The 20,559-nt window shown below is 51.9% G+C and carries 15 protein-coding genes; 10 read left to right on the top strand and 5 right to left on the bottom strand.

Features of this window, described 5'->3' with window-relative positions; translation table 11 throughout:
- Window positions 1–138: 138 nt before the first annotated feature.
- Genes cobS through panB form a run of 9 tightly spaced genes read left to right on the top strand, consistent with a single transcriptional unit; the run spans window position 139 to window position 10,836 of the window.
- Window positions 139–882 carry an adenosylcobinamide-GDP ribazoletransferase gene (cobS, locus tag WCI03_05435; protein ID MEI8139294.1) on the top strand — a complete coding sequence of 248 codons (744 nt, stop codon included), beginning with the start codon at window positions 139–141 and terminating at the stop codon, window positions 880–882.
- Complete coding sequence (locus tag WCI03_05440) at window positions 879–3,203, top strand: hypothetical protein (GenBank protein MEI8139295.1); 2,325 nt, start codon at window positions 879–881, stop codon at window positions 3,201–3,203. The genes cobS and WCI03_05440 overlap by 4 nt, the downstream gene beginning before the upstream one ends.
- Window positions 3,200–4,063, top strand: coding sequence for a helical backbone metal receptor (locus WCI03_05445; protein MEI8139296.1), 864 nt, complete (start codon window positions 3,200–3,202; stop codon window positions 4,061–4,063). Before WCI03_05440 ends, WCI03_05445 begins: the two co-directional genes overlap by 4 nt.
- The gene (locus WCI03_05450; protein ID MEI8139297.1) at window positions 4,050–5,015 is read left to right on the top strand and encodes an iron ABC transporter permease; all 966 of its coding nucleotides are present in this window, start codon (window positions 4,050–4,052) and stop codon (window positions 5,013–5,015) included. The genes WCI03_05445 and WCI03_05450 overlap by 14 nt, the downstream gene beginning before the upstream one ends.
- An 8-nt stretch (window positions 5,016–5,023) precedes the next feature.
- On the top strand, window positions 5,024–6,283 hold the full coding sequence (locus WCI03_05455) for an ATP-binding cassette domain-containing protein (protein MEI8139298.1): 1,260 nt from the start codon (window positions 5,024–5,026) through the stop codon (window positions 6,281–6,283).
- 22 nt (window positions 6,284–6,305) lie between these two features.
- Window positions 6,306–7,703, top strand: a complete 1,398-nt coding sequence (locus WCI03_05460) for an MBL fold metallo-hydrolase (protein ID MEI8139299.1) — start codon at window positions 6,306–6,308, stop codon at window positions 7,701–7,703.
- 17 nt (window positions 7,704–7,720) lie between these two features.
- A complete protein-coding gene (locus tag WCI03_05465; GenBank protein ID MEI8139300.1) occupies window positions 7,721–9,046 on the top strand; it encodes an extracellular solute-binding protein in 1,326 nt (441 codons plus the stop codon).
- Window positions 9,043–10,017, top strand: a complete 975-nt coding sequence (locus WCI03_05470) for a DUF481 domain-containing protein (GenBank protein MEI8139301.1) — start codon at window positions 9,043–9,045, stop codon at window positions 10,015–10,017. Before WCI03_05465 ends, WCI03_05470 begins: the two co-directional genes overlap by 4 nt.
- 24 nt (window positions 10,018–10,041) lie before the next feature.
- The gene (gene panB, locus WCI03_05475) at window positions 10,042–10,836 is read left to right on the top strand and encodes a 3-methyl-2-oxobutanoate hydroxymethyltransferase (protein ID MEI8139302.1); all 795 of its coding nucleotides are present in this window, start codon (window positions 10,042–10,044) and stop codon (window positions 10,834–10,836) included.
- Here panB and WCI03_05480 read toward each other — a convergent pair.
- The 3 genes from WCI03_05480 to WCI03_05490 form a co-directional block, all read right to left on the bottom strand.
- On the bottom strand, window positions 10,830–11,888 hold the full coding sequence (locus WCI03_05480) for a M23 family metallopeptidase (protein MEI8139303.1): 1,059 nt from the start codon (window positions 11,886–11,888) through the stop codon (window positions 10,830–10,832). The two genes, panB and WCI03_05480, sit on opposite strands and share 7 nt — an antisense overlap.
- A gap of 62 nt (window positions 11,889–11,950) precedes the next feature.
- Complete coding sequence (locus tag WCI03_05485; protein MEI8139304.1) at window positions 11,951–12,946, bottom strand: diacylglycerol kinase family protein; 996 nt, start codon at window positions 12,944–12,946, stop codon at window positions 11,951–11,953.
- A 106-nt stretch (window positions 12,947–13,052) separates the two neighbouring features.
- Window positions 13,053–13,238, bottom strand: coding sequence for a hypothetical protein (locus tag WCI03_05490; protein ID MEI8139305.1), 186 nt, complete (start codon window positions 13,236–13,238; stop codon window positions 13,053–13,055).
- Window positions 13,239–13,621: 383 nt separating this feature from the next.
- Between WCI03_05490 and WCI03_05495 the strand changes: the two genes are divergently transcribed.
- A complete protein-coding gene (locus WCI03_05495) occupies window positions 13,622–18,745 on the top strand; it encodes a S8 family serine peptidase (GenBank protein MEI8139306.1) in 5,124 nt (1,707 codons plus the stop codon).
- Here the strand turns inward: WCI03_05495 and WCI03_05500 are convergent.
- Both WCI03_05500 and WCI03_05505 read right to left on the bottom strand, forming a co-directional pair.
- A complete protein-coding gene (locus WCI03_05500) occupies window positions 18,728–19,189 on the bottom strand; it encodes an NUDIX domain-containing protein (protein ID MEI8139307.1) in 462 nt (153 codons plus the stop codon). The genes WCI03_05495 and WCI03_05500 overlap by 18 nt on opposite strands.
- Window positions 19,176–20,471: a folylpolyglutamate synthase/dihydrofolate synthase family protein gene (locus tag WCI03_05505; GenBank protein MEI8139308.1), complete on the bottom strand. Its 1,296-nt coding sequence runs from the start codon at window positions 20,469–20,471 to the stop codon at window positions 19,176–19,178. The genes WCI03_05500 and WCI03_05505 overlap by 14 nt, the downstream gene beginning before the upstream one ends.
- Window positions 20,472–20,559: the final 88 nt, after the last annotated feature.

Raw genomic sequence — 20,559 nt, forward strand, 5'->3', positions numbered from 1 at the left:
ATACTTGCCGAAACCGGCATGTTCAGTAATAAAGCGCGCCATAATACTCCCTTGCTAGATTAGTCAGATTAGAAATATCAAATTGGAATTCTCCGATTTTCGGCTTTTGTTCCGTGATTGGCGTGATAGGATTCGGAAATGCGTCCACTTGTCACAGCCATACGAACATTGACCCTTCTTCCTATTCCCGGGAAGGATTCTGCCAATTTGGCGAGTGCCCTTCCCTTCTTCCCGGCCATAGGGGTTCTCATTGGTGCGCTCGTAGTTCTTACGCTTTATGTGGCTAGTCTAACCGGTTGGATCGCAGGAGCTGGTGTGATTGCCATGATTGTGGCCGTTTGGATCACCCGTGGGCTGCATGTCGACGGTCTGGCGGATGTCATGGATGCCCTGGGCGCGAGCCGCACACGGGAACGACGACTGGAGATCATGAAGGATCCGCACATGGGGGCGTTTGGCGTTATGGCGATTGTCGGGGACCTTCTCCTGAAAACCGTTGCCCTCAGCCATCTTGCCGCCCTGAGTCAATGGTCGCTCGCCTTGGTTCCCTTTATCGTATCACGTACCGCACAAGTCTTTCTAGCCACCTCACTTCCTTACGCCAGGCAGGAGGGCGGCAAAGCGGCAGCCTTCGTGCAGGAAGCGCGTCACTATCATCTCCTTCTGGCGCTCCTCGCCGCAGTTGTGTTTTGTTTCGCCGCATCAGGATTAGCCGGACTGCTTCTGCTTTTGCAGGGCTTGATCTTTGCACTTTTCTTGAAATTCTGGATGCATCGTCACTTTGGTGGTGTCACGGGTGATCTTCTTGGGGCTTCCAACGAAGTGATTGAAACGGGCCTACTGACCTTTGCGGCCTTTATTGCCACGGCGGGATACGGATGACGACATTAAGCGTATTCTGGTTTCTGCTGGTTATCGTAATTGCCGGAGGCATAAGTGCCTCCATTTTCCTGGCACTACGCGAGCGACTCCGAGGCAACTCCCTCATCACCCACATCCTTCTGGCGCTCTCTATTATGGCCGCCGGGTTTCTGTTACTTCGCCCTCATGAGGACACTTTTACCGGGCTCGATACATCCTGTTACCGATTGATGGCTCATGCCTTTATGGAGGGCCGTCAACTTCACGACACAGACCGGACTTTACTTGAAATCCCCGAACCGCTCCGCCGGACCGTATTGCTGGAATACAGGAAATGGGGCAGAGACACACGGGATCGTTCATTTCAGATCACCTCGTTTATTACCGGCTCCATTCAACCCTATTTCTATCCTTTTCTCCCCATGGCGGCTGTCGGGCTTGATGTGCTGAGCGGCTCCCTGGGCGGCGATTATTTCGTCCCGCTCATGGGCCTACTGATCTTTGCGCTTATCCTTTGCACTGGCGCGGCTCTGGGAAATAAGTATGGACTGCTTGTCGGCGTCGTATTGTTGATTGGAACGCCTTTACCCGCCTACCTCTTCCGTGGGTATTATGCCGAAGCCGTCGCGGCAGGGCTTGTCATCATGGTTTTATTAGGCATTACGCTCTCCGCTCATTCACGCCTTTTTAGAATATTCTCCCCACTGGCCATCGGACTCGCCGTGTGCTTTCATCCCGTCGCCATCATCCTTGCCCTGCCCGCCCTCATCATGATCCTGATTGACCCCTCAATATCCAGAAAAGGAATTTTCTTAAGCCTTATCGGATTTGCGATCGGACTGGCCCCGTGGTGGGCCATGACCGTTTGGGGGTGCCAGCCCTATGGCAATTTTTTTAATTTCAACGACTTCTCTGAACGGCTTTCAAAGGAAGCCCTACTTCGGTTTTTAGGCCTGTTCGTGGTGATCTTCGTTGTGGGTGTAGGGACACTGGTATTGGGGCCAACTTCACTTAAAAATCGAATTACCCTTGCGGTTAAACGAATCCTGTCTCACCCTGCACTTATTCTGATACTGCTTCTATTAGCCCTTTGCCCCTTTGCTCTGCCTTCGTCAATATGGCATGGTAAAACACTGATAATGTCAGGACTTGCTGAATATTGGGACGGTGTCCGCTGGGGTTATGGCTCCATTCTGCTGGCCGGTCTGCTTTCCACATTCTTCATCAAAGAGCATCCCCGTTCCCGTGCCTTACTTCTGCTGGCAGTGTTTCTGTCACCTTTCTTCTTTTACTTAAAGGGCTTTGAACCCATGGGACTCTGGAGTCAACGTAGGTTCATTCCCTTTACGTTACTTTTGATCATAGCTCTCGCCCCCCCACTGGCAACGGCATGCCGCCTATTCGCAGCTAGAGCGGGACATATCCCAGCAACCCTCCTTTCGGGAGGATTGCTGATTGTCGGCCTGTTCAACTTTATTCAATGGCCGGCCCCGTATCTTGCCCGCCACGAAAAAGGTGCCACCAAGTGGGTGGCATCACTCTCCCGTGACATTGGTCAACGGCTCACTTTTTTTGATTACTATCCCTATAGCGTACCATTTGCCGCCTCCGGCAAAATGCGGGTTATCGGGCTGAGTGAATTTGGCTATGTGGCACATCCCAAACTATCCCAATGGCTGACCGAGCGCGCTGGACAGGAGGAAGTGTTATGGGTGACAGCCTACAGTAACCCAGGACTTGAGGACGGAGTAGTGTTCCAAAGTCTGGGGCATCAGACAGTAAGTTTTGATCGTATTGTCAGTAAAACGGCGCTCCCAGCAGAATGCCGCAAATATGTGATGGATATAGATATCCTAAAAGGTGTCCCCGTTACCAATTCCGCTGGCCTCGTCGTTCGCAAGATTCTGGATGATGGGCCCTTAGCATTGCGCGGCCCCTGGGGGCGAGGAAGCCAAATTCAGACGACAAACGCCCTGCTTCCAGCCCGCTGGAGCCGGGAGGGCTCTGGAATAATCGGCCCCATCCCGCAAGTCGGGCGCTCTGTCCGTATCACGATCGAGGCTGCGGCCTCACGTGATGATGGGCTTCCGAGGCAAATACTGAAAATCACACCACCCTGGTCAGGCCCTGGCTTGGCGCTAACCATCAGCAACGAGTTTACGAGGGTATCTGGTATTCTCGCCCGCCCCGATGGTTCGCCCGGCGGATCGCCCACAGGAATCTACAAGATTTCTTCCGAAATGCCTTATGACCCCGGGAAAATTGGCATTAGCGGATATCCCTCCGACCTTGGTGCACGGATCCATCTGATTGTAATTGAAGACACGGAAAGTCATTTATGAAAAGTGACTGCTCATTCGCGTATTTCACGTGTTTCGCATTACTGTTATCCGGCTGTAGACCTGCCCCACTGCCCCCACCTTCGGCCTCCACGCCCCGCATTATTTCTCTGGCCCCCAGTATTACCGAAATAGTTTATGCCCTGGGTGGAACTAACCAATTGATCGGACGGAGTTCAGCCTGCGATTATCCTCCTGCAGCCGTGAGCAATGTTCCGGTCATCGGTGACTTTGGTGTCCCTTCGCTGGAACGTATCGTATCGCTCCGGCCCGATCAGGTGCTCTATACAGATGTAGCTGACCCGATGATGGACAGTAAAATGACCCGTGTGGGGCTCCATCCCGTTCACATTGCATGTGAACGCCTTACAGATATTCCCCCTGCCATAATTCACGTTGGACAACTAATTCATAGGGAACCTCAAGCTAAAGCCCTTGCGGCTAGCCTCATCTCCCAAATTCAGACGGCCCGTGAACAGGCGACAACCTTCATAAATCGACCCCGCATTCTGGTGTTAATCTGGCATGACCCCTTTTATGCGGCCGGCAGTAAATCATTTGTCTCAGACCTTATCGCATTGGCAGGCGGCCAAAACATCGGTGACGAAATCAACAGGGACTATTTCCAAGCCTCATCCGAATGGGTGTTAGCTCATGATCCGGATATTATTTTTTGTTTTTTTATGGCGAGCAGTACTCCTGTCAGTCAAACCATCATCCGACAGCCCGGTTGGAGCCACATTAAAGCAGTCCGAGATGGACGGGTATATGACGGGTTTGATAACAATGTTGCCTTACGACCCGGCCCGCGCGTGATGCAGGGCTTTGAAGTAATTAAAAATCAAATTCATGCGAAACAGTAGAAATTTCTGGCTGATGATGGCATTGACCCCGTTTATTCTGACGCTCTGCGTCATGATGGGGCCTTCTGGCATTGGCATGCCGGATCTGAATACGGATCGCGAAATACTCATGCTCCGCTTGACGCGGGTGCTATGCGGGCTGATTATCGGGGCGGCGTTGTCCTGTGCCGGTGTTGTCTTTCAAGCCATTTTGCGCAATCCCCTGGCCGAGCCCTATATTCTGGGCGTCAGCAGCGGTGCAGGTCTGGGCGCGGCCATCGCCATTGTTACGGGCATAGCGGCAGCGGGAGCCTACGTCCTTCCCCTTTGCGCTTTTGTAATGGCCGTCATCACGCTGGCACTTGTTTATGCCTTGTCACGCAATGGGGATTCACCGTCCATCTACGGATTGATTCTGAGCGGAGTCATTGTCAGCGCCGTCTGCTCCAGTCTCCTGATGTTCATGGTCTCTGTATCGTCCATCGAGGGAATGCACAGCATTCTCTGGTGGATGCTGGGAAATCTGGAAGTCAGTTCCAATAACGTCCTGATGCTCATTGGAGTGGTTGTGGTTACCGGATGTTTTGGCCTATGGGCAATGTCTCGGGAACTGAATGCCCTCACTCTCGGCCACCACATGGCCCATCACCTCGGCATCCAGGTCAAGGTTACCATTATCACCGCCCTGCTTCTGGCTACCTTAGTGGCCTCGGCGGCCGTAGGGGTCGCCGGGCTGATCGGCTTCGTGGGTTTGATTGTCCCTCACATCATGCGAAACCTGGTGGGGGCCGATCACCGGCGCTTGATTCCCGCCGCCGCCATTGGCGGCGGGGTTTTTCTGGCCGCCTGCGATGCGCTGGCAAGAACCATCCTGGCCGTTGAAATCCCGGTAGGTGTCATCACCGCCCTGCTTGGGGGCCCTTTTTTTCTTTTCCTCCTGAAGCGACGCCGTACCCAGAGTTGGCTTGATTGACCCCCCCCATGACGACTGCTATTCAACTTGATCATGTAACGGCTAAGTACCGGGAGCATCCGGTACTACAGGATATTTCGTTGACGATCAATTCAGGTGAAATGGTTGGAATTCTGGGCCCCAATGGAGCAGGTAAATCAACCTTATTTAATATTGTATCCGGTCTTTTGACACCTGCCACGGGAACGGTAAAGTTATTTAATGCGGATCTACGCCAGATGCCCCCCCGAGAGCGAGCCAAAGCCATTGCCGTGGTTCCACAGGAACTCGACATTCCTGTTCCCTATACAGTCGAGGAAATTGTCATGATGGGGCGTACGGTTTCAATGGGCCGGTTTGCAAAACCGACTTCACAGGATCGTCAAGCTGTCGAGCGGGCCATGGTTTATACCGATGTGGCAGATATCCGCCACCGCCACCTGAATGAGTTGAGCGGCGGAGAACGACAACGCGCCATTGTTGCGATGGTTCTGGCGCAGGAACCCCGTATCATTCTCATGGATGAAGCCACCTCTCATCTCGACATCAATCATCGGCTGGAAATCATGCAATTGGTTGAACGACTGAACCGTGAATCAGGGGTCACGGTGTTGATGATCAGCCATGATCTCCAAATGGCCGCTGAATTCAGCCGCCGTCTGATCGTGTTGCAGCATGGGAACATTGTGGCTGATGGCATTCCCAGCATGGTACTAACGGAAGAGACGCTGCGTCGGGTTTATAATTGTGATGTTCGCGTCAGTCAGGATCCCCAGACAGGAGGTCTTAGCATTCTGGCGGCCCCGCGTCTGCCTGCGGCCGCAGCAGGCAAAGGAATCCAGATCCACGCGGTGGCAGGAGGCGGTTGCGGGGAAGCCACCTTGCGCAGACTGGCCCTCTGCGGCTACACGCTGAGTTGCGGGGTGGTCAGTCAGGGTGACATGGATGCCGAGATTGGTGCTGTATTGGGTGCCAAACTGGCCTTGGAAAAACCCTTTTCCCCGATCAGTCGTGAAGCACTTCAAGTGGCGCAGGATCTGGCCTTTAAAGCCGATGCCTTGGTGTTAACCCCGATTCCATTTGGTACAGGGAATTTGCCTAATCTGGAATTGCTGGAGAGTGCGTTAACCGCAGGGAAACCGGTCTTTATTGCATCAGGCATTGGAAATCGGGATTACACCCCGACCCGTCAAGCCGAAAAATGGGTACAAACACTGATAGATCGCGGCGCAAAACCCTATCAAGATGTAGCCGAATTATTAACCCTGCTTCCCGCGAAGTCAGGTTGAGGAATTAAAGGAGGAAATATATATGTTCGCTAAAGTCACTTTTCTTGGGGCGGCTGAAAATGTTACCGGATCACGCTATCTGCTGGAGATTAATGGAAGCCGTCTGTTGATCGATTGCGGCTTATATCAGGAACGTGCACTTGCAGATCGCAATTGGGGGCCTTTCCCCGTCGCTCCATCAAGTATCGATGCGGTTCTTCTAACGCATGCCCACATTGACCACTGCGGTTATCTGCCCCGGCTTGTTCGTGATGGATTCCAGGGGCCCATCCATGCAACCTCCCAAACGGCTGAAATCGCCAAAATCGTCCTGATGGATTCCGCTAAAATCCAAGCAGAAGATGTGGCGTTCAAAAAGAAACGGCATGAGAAGGAGCAGCGCCCGAATCCACGTCCTTTGGAACCTTTATTCACCGTCAACGACGTGGAGCAGTGTTGCTCACATTTTTCGCCTGTCGGCTACAGGCAGACCGTCACCCTTGCCGATGGCGTAGAGGCCATCTATACAGATGCCGGTCACATCCTGGGCTCAGCCTCAATTAAAATCCAGGCGAATGGCCGCTCCATTATATTTTCAGGTGATATCGGACGGTGGAACCGACCTATTCTGGAGGATCCTGATTTCTGCCCCACTGCCGATTATGTCGTCATGGAATCTACCTACGGTGACAGACTCCATGAAAAAACGGAGTTGATTAGCGAACGGTTGTGCCAAATCCTCAAGGATACCGCCCAAAGAGGCGGGAATTTGATCATTCCCACTTTTGCCATCGAGCGGGCTCAGGAAGTGCTTTATTACTTTAACGCATTACTCAAAGCTAAATGTATTCCCAATATCATTGTGTTCCTGGACAGCCCCATGGCCGTCACCGTGACGAAGGTTTTTGAGCATTCCATGGATATTCTTGATTCCGATATGAATCAGCTGATCCGGGATCGCCAATCACCCTTCCATTTCCCGGGCTTGGAAATGGTGCAAACGGTTGACGCATCCAAGGCCATCAATGCCATCAAGGGAACAGTCGTTGTGATGGCTGGTGCAGGCATGTGTACAGGGGGGCGCATCAAGCATCATCTCGCGAACAATCTCAGCCGTCCCGAAAGCACAGTCCTATTTGTGGGCTATCAAGCGAATGGCACGCTAGGCCGACTTCTTCTCAACGGGGTCTCACCAGTCCGACTCTTGGGACAATCATGCACTGTTAAGGCCAAACTTGAGCAAATTTCGGGATTTTCAGCGCATGCGGATCGAGGTGAGCTTTTGCAATGGCTGTCCCGGTTTGGCAACACACCCCCGCGTAATGTGTTTATCACCCACGGTGAACCTGAAACGGCACATCGATTTGCGGAAACGGTCAAAAAGGAAAAAGGGTTTTCCTCCTCAGTTCCAAAATATGGACAGGTCGCCGAACTTGAGTAAGACGTGGTGAATCTATCATGCGCAGGTTTGCCATCATTCTATTTTTTCTGATTGCCGCCATTCCATTCCTGCTCATGCCGGGACGGCATGGTGCCCAGCTACCCAAGGGAAATGCTAATGAATCGCTCACCATCATTTCGCCACATCGCCGGGAGGTCAGGCTGGAGTATTCACGGGGCTTTGCGGAATGGATGAACACCCGATATCACCGTAATGTGGCGATTCAATGGCTTGATGTCGGTGGTGCCTCCAAGGTCATGAAGGAACTCGAATCACGATATGCGTCCTCACCCGGGAATCCCGGTGTGGACCTTATGTTTGGTGGAGGGATTGCCCCCTTCCTGACTGCGATTCAGAAAAACTGGCTCAATCAAACGGAGTTACCCGCTAAGCTCCTGAGCGACATCCCTGCAACCTGCGCCGGGTCACCCGTCTTAGATCCCGGCCAACGCTGGTTTGGCGTCACCCTGAGCGCCTTTGGAATTCTATATAACCGTCCGCTGGTTCAACGGCTCGGGCTGCCTGTTCCAGTGTCCTGGCATGATCTTGCACGCCCGGAATATTATTCGTGGGTAGGCTCAGGCGACCCCCGCTCCAGCGGCTCGGTTCATATGTGTTATGAGATCATTCTTCAATCCTACGGTTTTGAAAAGGGGTGGCCGATCATTACGCGAATCTGTGCCAACGTACGGGGATTCGGGGAAGCAGGCGGCACAGTGCCGAGGGAGGTTGCCGCTGGCGACATTGCAGCGGGCATGGTGATTGACCAGTATGCCCAGACCGTTATCAAGTCAGTGGGCAATGACGCCCTGGCGCTGGTACTGCCTGAAAAGGAGACCATTATCGGCCCGGATCCTATTGCCATGCTGCGGGGAGCCAAACAGCCTGAGCTGGCTAAACTTTTTATCGAATTTACACTTTCTGAGGAGGGACAACGTCTCTTGTACCAGTCGGCTGGAACAAACGGCCAAAAACACAACCTTTACCGAATGCCGGTGCTCAAGGCGCTTTACGCCGAGGCCGCCGCACCCAAGCCTAATCCCTATGATTTCCCCTCAGGGCTCGCCTATGACAATGAACTTGCGACACGGCGTTGGAATATCCTGAACGATCTCATGGGCGTGTGGCTGATAGATGCCCATGCCGACCTCAAAATAGCTTGGAAAGATTGCATGAACCGGGATCCCGGACTCGCGGAGGAACTCTGTCGTCCGCCCCTGACTGAAAAATCGCTGGAAGCATTGATCCCTATATGGAAAGATTCGCGTCGCAAACAGGAAGTCATGCAACAATGGTCCAAAGAAGCTCAGTTACGTTATCTCAAAAGGTCGATCTCACGGTGAATAGTAATCGTCAAAAACTTTTTTTGGCTGCCCTGATCGCAGTCTCACTCCATGGGGCAGCATTGGCCCAAATCCCGTTGGCGCCGGATACTACCGCAACCAACCTTACGCCCGAGGTCGTCCCCACCCCCGTCGAGGTCACTCCCGTGGTAACCAATCCAATACCGGTGATCACTAATCAGATACCGGTGATTAAACCCAAAGGAACCGTTAAACCGGGCTCCTCCAATGTCCTGAGTGCCCTGGCGGGAAGCTTTGGTGGTAATTATAGTGTTTCCGGTCGCACGCTCAGGTTCCCCGCTCCCGAAGCGACCCCTCGCAGCGCAACCGACTGGAGGCGAAATCTGGACTTCGGCATGAATATGACACGCGGAAACAGTGATACTCTGCGTTATTCACTTGGAGTTGATACTGTAAAGGAAAAGGATGCCAATACCATTCGCTTCCGAGCTCACGGAGCCTACGGGGAAAGTGATGGAAGCAAGGACACAGAAAATGCCGGAGCGACATTGCGCTATGAGCGACAACTTACGCCGATTGTTTATGCCCTCGCCAATCTCGACTGGATGACCGATCCCATCGCCGAACTGGATTATCGTTTTACCGGTATTCTCTCGCCAGGATTTCACCTGCTCCGCACCAAGACAACCCTTCTGAATTTCGAAATCGGGGCCGGGTATGTTGAGGAAAAAAAGGACAAGAATGAAGACGGCTATACGGCAGGCCGTGCTGCGGTAACGGCGGAAAAGCTTTTTAATGACCATGTTTTGGGTTGGATCACCGTCGAATATATCCCGAAGCTGGCTGATCCCAGCGTGTTTTTTGTCAATACCGAAATTGGTCTTGCATCCTATATCACCCGCGATCTCAGTCTTAACATCTGCTATCAGGAGCGCTACGATAGCAATCCCGGGGAAGACAAAAAGTCGCGCGACTCCATTCTCTCAACGGCGTTAAGTTTGAATTTCTGATGAGAATCAGGTAATTTTATGGTCATGCAAACCAAATGGACAGCCGACCGGATTAAGCATCTTAAAGGGGGTGAAAAAATCACCTGTCTGACCGCCTATGATTATACAACCGCAAAATTTGTAGATGCGTCCGGCATTCAACTGGTGCTGGTGGGTGATTCACTGGCCAACACCATGCTCGGGCATACCACGACCCTTTCCGTCACCATGGAGCAAATGCTGCATCATACTTCCGCTGTGGCGCGCGGAGTCACGTCCGCCTTGGTTGTAGCTGATATGCCCTTCATGTCCTATCAGGTCTCTACGGAACAAGCCCTGGAAAATGCGGGCCGATTTCTCAAGGAAGCTGGCGCCGATGCCGTAAAGATTGAGGGTGGGGCTTTCCGGACATCGACCATTTCCGCGCTTGTGGCTAATGGCATCCCTGTTCTCGGCCATATCGGCCTGACCCCTCAAAGTATCCGACAGAGCGGCTACAAGGTGCAGGGGCGGCAAACTTCAGATGCAGAACGTCTGGTGCTGGATGCCCGGGCTTTGGAAGAAGCGGGAGTGTTCGGCATCGTCATTGAATGTGTTCCCGCGCAACTTGGAGCAATCATTACCAGGACGGTGGGCGTTCCCACGATAGGCATCGGTGCTGGCCCGGATTGTGATGGGCAAATATTAGTGAGCCATGACCTATTGGGATTATCAGGCAGTACCGCACCCAAGTTCATCAAATGCTACGCTGACCTTGGGGACCGAATGGTTAAGGCATTCAAAGAGTATAAAACCGAAGTGGAGTCTGGCGCGTTTCCCACAGATAAACAGTGCTACTGATACTCCAGGATGTCCAACCAGCGTGTCCCTTTTTCCCCTAACCGCCAGCGCCCGCGATCTTCAACAATAAGACGACATCCGTTGCGTCCCAGCGCCTTGGCATCCACGCCGAGGATCGTGACTTTGGGCGAAGAGGCCACCCGGATCTCATCAGGGGTCGCATTACGACCCGATAAAATGGCGCCATTTTCAGAACACGTCATAACAACCCCACCGCTCTGAAAAGGGGTTCCTGCCCATAATCCCGGATAACGCCGGAAATAATCCAACGGGTGGTTAACCTGAATCATGAGCGTAAAAGCCCGAGGAACCTCCGAAATCAGACCTTTAAAACCTGCAACAGAAATAGTGTCCAGGTGATTGAAAAACGTGAGAGGATTGAGTGCAATCAAATTGCCGCCGTTGAAGAGACCATGATCCGGCTTCAATTTCTGTGCGCGAAACCAGATCCCAAAGTGTTCATTCACGATCAAGCCAACCTCGAAATGGAGATGGGCTCGACTCAGGGGAATGGCGCCGGAAGATGTATTCCCCATCATTCCCAATAGCCGTCCCGGTTCCACGGCCTGCCCCACGCGCAAATCAGGCGAAATAGCGGCGAGATGGGCATACAAGGTGTAGACCGCCCCGATGGGGTCCTGATGAAGCAGAACGACATAGTTCCCATAATTGGAGTTTCCGGATTTCTGATTGATATACCCCACGGTTCCTGCCGCCACAGCATGGACTTCATCTAGCGGAACCCCCCGGCCATTACGTTGCAGGGGGGCAATGTCGATCCCTTCGTGAAAAGAGGGATAGAGATGCTTCCCGATTTGAACCGTCCGAACAGATCCATATAGTGCCGACTCCACTGTGCCAGCAGCCGTAGGTTGGAAGTTTCCCGGAACTGCGGGATCCAATGTTTTGCGATCCGTTGGCATCACGACCTGATTGAAGGGCGTCGTCGCATAAACCGTGAAATCCGGACAAATCAACACGAACAAAATCACCAAAATCAGGCAGTTCACATCACTGCCAAACACGCGGAATCCGCGAAAAGTATTAATCATGATCTATTTTGCGTCTTTCGCGTGTTTCGTAGTTAAATAGCTCTTTTTCATAGCATGCTTGCTTATAGTGGTTCGACAGGGGTTTTGATTAAAATAGCCCGGGGTATGATTGTTATTTTGAACAACGAATCTTCCCTGAACTCCTCACCATCAATCTGGGCAGGTTCATGACGAGTCATCCGGACTTCAATATTACGCCCTTGAATATGCATGGAACGCCGGTGAAGTTCATCCGAATAGTCCCGGATTTTGTCCGGGTTGTGACGGATTGCAAGAAGATATCGGGTTAAATAATCGGTGTGATCAGTAAACAAAACCACATCCAGCATCCCGTCATCCGGATAGGCATCCATGCTGAAGTCAAAATCGCCAGCGTAGATCCGGGTATTATTAATGACCACATTGATCATCTGGCCTTTGTACCAACTGCGTCCATCTACAATAACTTCCGCCTCAACGGGTTCATGCATAAAAAAACGTGAACCAACAGAGAGAGAATACAGAAATTTCCCGCGCGCCAAAAATTTCAGGAAAGGAATTTTCTCGATTTTACGTTTGCTGACATTACGTTTCTGTAAAATCCGGGAATCGAGACCAATAGTAAGGGCATCCACAAAATAGGTCCCGTTGATCCGGCCCAGATCAAGCCGATAATCTGCCCCATGCAAGATGGTTGAAACGGCGCGCCGGAGGTCCTTTGCCGAATACTCACTCCGCAGCCGGATCCCCAATGATTTAGCAATATCATTGCCCGTTCCCATGGGGATGAACGCATACGCCGGAATCTTGGCGGAGGGGGAACTTGCCCCGAATTGCATGATCCCATTCATCACCCCTGAATGAGTGCCATCCCCTCCAATTCCTGCCACAACGCTGTAGGCGTTGGGGGGGGCGGCATCAAGGTATGCCGAGACCTGATCTTTTATTGTAAGATCACCTTGCACGGAGAGAAGATCAAAGTCGATACTTTGCCTTTGCAGTAACTCGGCCACATCAGGCCATAACCGCTTGGCATCGCCTCCCGCCGCATTATGATTGAGTACGCATAATACCTTCATAAATCACCATTCAAATATTTAGCCACAGAATTGGTGAAAATGAACGAAAAAAAACCGGCAACGCCTGTTTTCAAGGCAATGCCGGCTAAATCGATATGCAACGTCGTTACTTTTTGATTTTTTTCGGAGCCTTGAGCATGATCCGAACTGCGGAAGCGTCCATTTTCTTGACCTTATCAGCATCCACACCAAGACCTACCAGACGCTTGCGTTGAACTTTCTCACGTCGTTTCTTGTCAGACGCCCCTTTTACAGGACGCCCAGCACGGGTATCTCCACCTTTTCCAGCCATAGTTACATCCTCTCTAATAAATACGTTGCTTCATTCATCCAATGCATAAGAATGCAAGGGCGCACACGATGCCGTTAAAAACCGCGTAAGTCAATATCAATCCTAACTCAAATCATGCCATAAATAAGCGGGCGACACCTATGGACTTTTCATTCCACCCGATGTCGCCCTATCCTCTTGTGGAGAAATGTTCTTAAGAGTGGGCACAATAACTGCAACCTAATCTTGGCCGGAAGCCGGCCTTGGCCTGGCCCCACTCTCTCTCCACGGGTTCATTATACAATAGTTGTGCCGCACCGTATAGCTGCCACGATTAACTATTTTTTAAAAATAGAAAATATGTAACGTGCAACAAACGGCCTGATTTAGTAACATTAACAAATATGGACAACCGGGCAAAAATAGAGCTAAAGGTGGTCATACTGATTGGCTGTTTGCTTGTGGCTTTGAGTTGGTGGATTTTTCGAACCACCCTATCGCCAATCCTAATCCCCGTCACTGATCTTTCGTCCACCTCTTCCCTGCTTCCACAGTCTTCTTTAACCACAACTCAGTCCCTGCTGAACAACCGAACCCAGCTAAACAACCAGCAAAACACCAACTCAACAACCGGCGCATCTCCCGTCCCCGTATCCTCGCCAGTTTCGACCATCCCTGACGACCCAACAATGGGGATGCCTGTACTCCAGGTTTCGGAAACACCGGAAACCAGTCATCCTGACAGCATTAAAAGGGTCAGGATTGTTCGTGCTAACTTCAAATACCCGCTCTGGCGTGTTGAGGAGTTTGTGATGAAAGCACCGGCAGGAAAATCTGAAACCATTCAGTCCCGCAACATCATGATCGCCGACCATGTCATGATACGATTAAATCCTGAGGCAGCACCCATGAATTTGGAGGCTCTTGTAAAAGAACAAGGCCTGACTATTCGTAAGGTAATGAAAATGCCCGGTTGTTACCTGATCAGCATCCCAGACGAGTCTATTGCCGCCCTGCCCCGCCTGTTAACGATCCTGGGGCAGCAGAAGGGCCTCATCCGATATGTCGAACCGGATTACGTGGTCCGTTCTCAACAGACCATTCCTAATGATCCCAAATTCGGATTGCTCTGGGGGCTCAATAATAACCCAACCCCGGCCGCGGATATCTCTGCCCCTCAAATCTGGGATCTTACGACCGGTGATAAGCAGGTTGTCATTGCTGGCATCGATACCGGCATGGACTACAATCATCCGGACCTTGCCTCCAATATCTGGCACAACACAGCAGAAACTCTTAATGGTTTGGATGACGATGGCAACGGCTATATCGACGACATTCGTGGTTGGAATTTTGTGGATGCCACCAATACCCCCATGGACGGGCAAGGCCATGGGACCCACACGGCGGGAACCATGGGTGCAGTGGGCAACAATGGAATTGGTGTTGTGGGCGTCAACTGGAACTGCCAGCTCATGCCTTTGAAGTTTCTGGATAACAGCGGCAATGGTGTAATTTCCGACGCTGCCGATGCCCTTCACTATGTCGCCGATTTACGGCGACGCGGAGTCAATATCAAGATCACCAACAACAGCTGGGGTGGCGGCGGCTACAGTTCAACGTTTAAAGATGCTCTGGATGAGAATGCGGGGCTCGGAATTTTGTTCATGGCAGCGGCAGGTAATGATAGCCAAAATAATGATATATACCCTTTTTACCCCTCTTCCTACAGTGATTCGAACGTCCTCGCCATTGCGGCAACGGATGGCTACGACGCGCTCGCCACCTTCTCGCATTACGGCTCCAACTCTGTCCACCTCGCCGCGCCCGGCGTTGATATCTACAGCTCACTTTACGGGGGGCGTTATGGTTATATGAGCGGAACCTCCATGGCCACGCCTCATGTCGCAGGCGTTGCCGCCCTGTTGTGGAGCCTTTGGCCTACGGCCCGAGCCGAAGACATCAGGGATGCCATTCTTAAAGGGGTAGATGTAATTCCCTCCCTGATCGGGAAAACGATAACCGGAGGCCGACTTAACGCACGTAAGTCAGTTGATGCCTTGTTTCGAATCGTACACAGTGCTCACGGGAATACCTTTAACAGTGGCGCCAGCTATCCCATCGAATGTGAAGTGGGCCCCTCTATTTTGACAGATACCAATCAGATTTTCGTCTATTGGGCTGCAAATGGATCCACCAATTTCAGCGTGGCATCCTGCTATAAGGTGAGTAATACTTGTTTCAGAGCATTTATCCCAGAACATCCGGAAAGTACCCAAATCCGATATTGGATTCAAGCGGCCACCACAAACGGACTCATTGTACACCTACCCACTGATGCCCCGACCAACACCTTTGACTTTACCGTTGTTCCCCCCGTAAGTCTTTTAGTTGCCGGAACGCCCGCCTTCATCTCCAGTCCCAGTCCTGACTACGGGGCGCAAGCCTGCCCTTCCGGTAAAATTGTTCAAGCGAGTGTCCCTGCCGCGACCCCCCAGACTAATGGCATGCGCTGGGCCTGCAGCGGTTGGCTTGGGACAGGTAGCGTCCCGGCCTCCGGAACCAGTAACGTTGTCTCCTTTACGCTAACCACCAATTCTTCGTTGACCTGGCAATGGCAGTCCCAATGTGCTTTGACGCATACCTCGCTCTATTCCCGTTTAAATACCACAACGTGGTGGGCCTCAGGAACCATCGCAACGTCTCTGCCTGCCCCCGCCTCAATCTACGTCAGCCGCATACTTCATGAATTTACAGGGTGGACTTTAGATGGGGCGCGGCAGCCGGACTTGACCAGCCCTGCCGTTAACCCCATAACGGGGATTCTCATGAACACTCCGCACCAAGCCATAGCGCTGTTTGTTCCTGAAGCCTTGGATAGCGATGGGAATGGAATGAATGATTGGTGGGAGATTTTCTATCTGGGGCACAACGCCTGCGATCCCAATGCAGATCCCGATGGCGATGGCTTTAATAATCTTAGCGAGTTCAAAGATCAGACAAATCCAAATGACTCGCGATATGTCCCCACCCCCGCAGTCATCAATCATACCCCGCTGAACTACCGGCAACCGCTTCCTGCGCCTTACACCGTTTCAGCCATCATTACCGATAATTTCAAAGTAGTCTCAACCATCATGTGCTGGAGCCGCAATGGTGGTCCGGTAACAGCAACCCCCATGACGGCTGGTATCGGACAGGTATTCACCGCCTCCATTCCCCCGCCGGGTACAAACGGGGATAGCTTTGTATATTCAATCATTGCTACCGATCCACTAACCGCCACTACGAACGGCCCCTATAGCGTGATTCCAAGTTATCCTGAAATCCAATCATCACCTTCATGCTATAACCCGATGATTCTCCCCGAAACCACTTCCAATCTGATGTTGTCTGTGACGAATTCAGGAGTGGGCTCCTGGCATGGCAATGTCTCCATTTTGTGGGGCGGCTTTAGCAATGATATCGAAAACGGTGCAGGCGCCTGGACTCACTCTGGTTCCAACGATTTATGGAATATCTCGACAAATCTGGCATTTTCAGGGGCACAAGCGTGGTATTGCGGGGATCCCGGTGCTTCTCTTTATGCGCCGAGTATGCATGCTAAACTGGACTCTGCCCCATTTTATGTAACCCCTGGGGCACAACTGACGTTCCGGCATTGGATTAAATGTGAACTCGACGGTCAGTATTGGCGGCCGGGCTGGAAATATAATAATTGCTGGGATGGCGGCATTGTTGAGATTTCCACAAATAACGGGGCCTCGTTCAAACAGATTTCGCCAATTGGCGGTTACCCGAATTTAATTTCAGGATATGCGGCCTCGCCCTGGCCTGACAGAACCCCTTGTTTTGCAGGCAATGGTTCTTCCTGGACTCAGCCTGCATTCGATCTTTCCTCGTTTGAAGGCTGTGTAGCTATTCTCCGCTTTCATTTCGGATCGGATGATAATACCGAGGAAACCGGCTGGTTTATCGACGATATTATGGTCTCACCCATAATCCAGCCTCAAGCCTGGCTGACGCCGGTCAGTACCAACGTGATAGTTCCCTCAAAAAGCAGTGCCTGCCTGCCCTTCGCCATATTGAACAGCGCAGAGATTCCGACCGGTGACCGCACCTCTGTCCTTTGGATCGCCGGCAACACGATCACTAATCTGAACACGTTCATCCCCGTTCATTTAAAGGTACGGTCCCCCGCCACCTTGATCTGGTGTTACGCCGGGCAAACTTCGACCAACGGGACAGGTCAAATTACACTGACCAACCAATTGCACGATGCCGATGGGGACGCCTGCCTTGCATCTATCGAATGGAGTACTATCCCCGGGGTGTGGCGTAACACATGGCTCACATCAGTCCAGTCTACTATTGGTTCAGCCACACTCATCGGAGATGAAGCCTGGCCGCTTTCCAACCTCCTTACCCGAAGCGAGGCAGGAGTGGTTACAAACAACCTTGTCTCCATTTGGGATTCTCAAGCCACGGGGTGTGCAATTGTCTATTCGAGTAACACGTTCCTTCGAGTCCGCACCTGGGATGGCCTCTTTTTGAGCAGTTGGGTGACCAGTCAGCCTTTTAGGGTGGATAATGAAGCTCCGCCCACCCCGCCACATCTTTTCTCACTCGTTCATCAAACAAATGCCTGGTCTAAAAACTCAGTCATGAGTCTTCGCTGGGATTCGGTTCAGGAAACGCGCGGGAGTGGGGTGACCAATTACTTATTTGGGACAACTACTAATTTATCAGTCCTGATAACAACCAATACGACTACAGGCCTAACGGGATCCCCGCCCCCTCTGTCCGACGGCACCAATTACTGGGGCTGGGTTCGTGCCAGAGACAAAATGGGAAACCTTGGCGTACCTGCATTTTACGGACCTTGCTGGATTGATGCCACACCTCCCTCGGCAGCTCTTGCCGGGATCACCCTCAAACTGAGCCCTTATGGTAGCTATATAGTGGGCTCAAATTCTGTAACGGGCGTCTGGTCAAACTTTACTGACGGGGCCGGCTCTGGCATTTCGGGATACTACTTTGCCCCTACCAATGCAGGAGGCACCACGAAAGGCACCTGGACAACCAATACGCAAGGCCTGATTTCAAGCCTCCTAACGGATCGAACTAATACGATGTATGTGTGGGCCAAAGATCAGGCCGGGTGGATTGGACAGGCAACCTATGCCTCATTTATAGTGCTTTCGCCAAATAGTGACTGGGATCATGACGGAGTACTGAACTGGCAGGAAGAAATTTCCGGAACCGATGCCTTGCTCGGAGGAAGCGTATTCCAAATTGGGGCCTCAAACAATACACCAGGCCTTGAAGGTGGATTCACATTACAGTGGCCCGGCCTTACCAACCGGCACTATACCATTTCGTATAAGGATACCATGGGCCCCATTGGTAGTTGGATCAACTTGCCAGGGGCAACTGGTCTCACAGGAACGACGGGAATAATGAGCTATACCGATAACACGCTGACGCACCCCAGCAGGTTCTACCGGATCTCAGTGACCGCGCCGTAATGTACTGCCCCAGCGCGGAACTCTTCCCGTTGACTTCATCCAGCCGGCGATCAGCTTTCGCAACGGCCAGGGTTCAAGCTGGTTCCGGCCAAGCCCAGATAGCGGAATCCATTTAAAACTAATCCAGCCCTCACAGGCTTCGGGTGTTTTTCCAGGGGATAGCGCCGAAATCGTCATCGCAAACATCAAATTAATTTCACAATGACGCTCCCCTTTTTGGATGAAAGTATGCTCTACGGATCCGAGAAATTCCTTTACCACTGCTTTTACGCCAAGTTCTTCCTCAATTTCGCGTTTCAACCCCTCAGCCGCTTGCTCATTCCATTCCACATGTCCACCCGGAAGATAGGTGTTTGCGGCACCCTTTCCCTGACAAACAAGCAACTGCCCCTGTTTCACACAAACGCCCCGAACCAGAATCTCAATATGTTTAGTATTTTTCATATGACAATACTTCCCCTGCCAAAAATAATGAACCCGCGATGCACACCGCGCCTTCATTTTCCTGTGCCCATTTCTTTGCCAATTCCATTGCCTCCGGAAGCGGACTTGTCATCGTCTCCCAACCCTCTGTTTTTGCGATCTGCAACAATTTCCGTGGATCCGCATTCCGTTCCGAGTTAATGGGAACAATCCAGCAACGCTTTACTGTAGCACCCATGGCCTTGGCAAAACCGAGCGCATCCTTGTCATCACACATTCCCCAGATCAGCCCCACCTTCTTTTTCTTCAACAAATCCTTCAAGGTCACGGCCAGAGCACGGGCACCATCCGGATTGTGGGCGCCATCCAATATCGTGGGGGGATCCTGAACGAGAACCTGTAGACGCCCCAGCCATTTGGCCGCAGCAAGCCCTGCCCGAATCACCTCAATAGGGATTTTGAGAGGACTGCAGTCAGCGAGGACCTCCAGAGTCGCAACGACAGTAGCGACATTTTCAAGCTGATGTTTACCCAATAATTTTATTGGAACGGTTCCGTAATCGATATCCCCACTCGTAATTGCCACCTTTTGGCCCATAAGATTCTGCGACACCCGCCGAACCGCTACGGCGTCCTCAACTTCGACGAGTCGGGATTTCTTGGCGCCAGCCGTAGCCCGGATGACGGTTTTGGCTTCATCCGGCGTTGCTCCACAAATGACCGGCCGGCCGTCTTTGATAATCCCTGCTTTTTCACCGGCAATCGCGGCCAGGGTGGTTCCCAAGTAGGCTGTATGATCAAGCCCGATGCGAGTAATGACTGAAACCAGAGGCATCACCACGTTGGTTGAATCCAGTCGCCCACCCATCCCTGTCTCTACCACCGCCACCTGGACACCCTTTCTCCTGAAATATTCAAAGGCCAGGGCCGTGGTAAACTCAAAGAAAGTTACTTCACGCTCCGCGACCGACACCGCAGCCGCGTGGGCTTCCATATCCTCAAATAGGGCAGCCAACTCCTCGTCATTGATCGCCTCTCCGTTGACCTGAATCCGTTCATTGAAATTAATCAGGTGTGGTGACGTATACAGGCCGACCCGCAGCCCTGCTTGCCGCAGAACCGATTCCAGCATGGCGCAAACGGATCCCTTACCATTGGTCCCGGCCACATGGATGGCGGCAAAGGCATGATGGGGATTCCCCAATCGGTTCAATAAGGAGACCGTTACATCGAGTCCCGGCTTAATGCCAAAGGTTCGCAAGGCATATAAACGTTCGAGTGATTGTTTAAGATTTTGTTTCATCAACTCACCCCTTAAGTTGAGCCACCAATGATGTTCCCTGATCGAGCGCGATGATAGAAGGTAAAGTCATGATTATATCCTGATTGTA

The organism is bacterium, from assembly GCA_037143175.1.
Classification (GTDB): Bacteria; Verrucomicrobiota; Kiritimatiellia; order CAIKKV01; family CAITUY01; genus JAABPW01.

What these genes read in the sequence shown, in the direction of transcription:
- WCI03_05440 (MEI8139295.1), top strand. Translation starts at nt 879, where the DNA reads ATGACGACATTAAGCGTATTCTGGTTTCTGCTGGTTATCGTAATTGCC.
- WCI03_05500 (MEI8139307.1), bottom strand. Translation starts at nt 19,189, where the DNA reads ATGAAAAATACTAAACATATTGAGATTCTGGTTCGGGGCGTTTGTGTG.
- cobS (MEI8139294.1), top strand. Translation starts at nt 139, where the DNA reads ATGCGTCCACTTGTCACAGCCATACGAACATTGACCCTTCTTCCTATT.
- WCI03_05495 (MEI8139306.1), top strand. Translation starts at nt 13,622, where the DNA reads ATGGACAACCGGGCAAAAATAGAGCTAAAGGTGGTCATACTGATTGGC.
- WCI03_05465 (MEI8139300.1), top strand. Translation starts at nt 7,721, where the DNA reads ATGCGCAGGTTTGCCATCATTCTATTTTTTCTGATTGCCGCCATTCCA.
- panB (MEI8139302.1), top strand. Translation starts at nt 10,042, where the DNA reads ATGCAAACCAAATGGACAGCCGACCGGATTAAGCATCTTAAAGGGGGT.
- WCI03_05490 (MEI8139305.1), bottom strand. Translation starts at nt 13,238, where the DNA reads ATGGCTGGAAAAGGTGGAGATACCCGTGCTGGGCGTCCTGTAAAAGGG.
- WCI03_05505 (MEI8139308.1), bottom strand. Translation starts at nt 20,471, where the DNA reads ATGAAACAAAATCTTAAACAATCACTCGAACGTTTATATGCCTTGCGA.
- WCI03_05485 (MEI8139304.1), bottom strand. Translation starts at nt 12,946, where the DNA reads ATGAAGGTATTATGCGTACTCAATCATAATGCGGCGGGAGGCGATGCC.
- WCI03_05480 (MEI8139303.1), bottom strand. Translation starts at nt 11,888, where the DNA reads ATGATTAATACTTTTCGCGGATTCCGCGTGTTTGGCAGTGATGTGAAC.
- WCI03_05460 (MEI8139299.1), top strand. Translation starts at nt 6,306, where the DNA reads ATGTTCGCTAAAGTCACTTTTCTTGGGGCGGCTGAAAATGTTACCGGA.
- WCI03_05445 (MEI8139296.1), top strand. Translation starts at nt 3,200, where the DNA reads ATGAAAAGTGACTGCTCATTCGCGTATTTCACGTGTTTCGCATTACTG.
- WCI03_05450 (MEI8139297.1), top strand. Translation starts at nt 4,050, where the DNA reads ATGCGAAACAGTAGAAATTTCTGGCTGATGATGGCATTGACCCCGTTT.
- WCI03_05455 (MEI8139298.1), top strand. Translation starts at nt 5,024, where the DNA reads ATGACGACTGCTATTCAACTTGATCATGTAACGGCTAAGTACCGGGAG.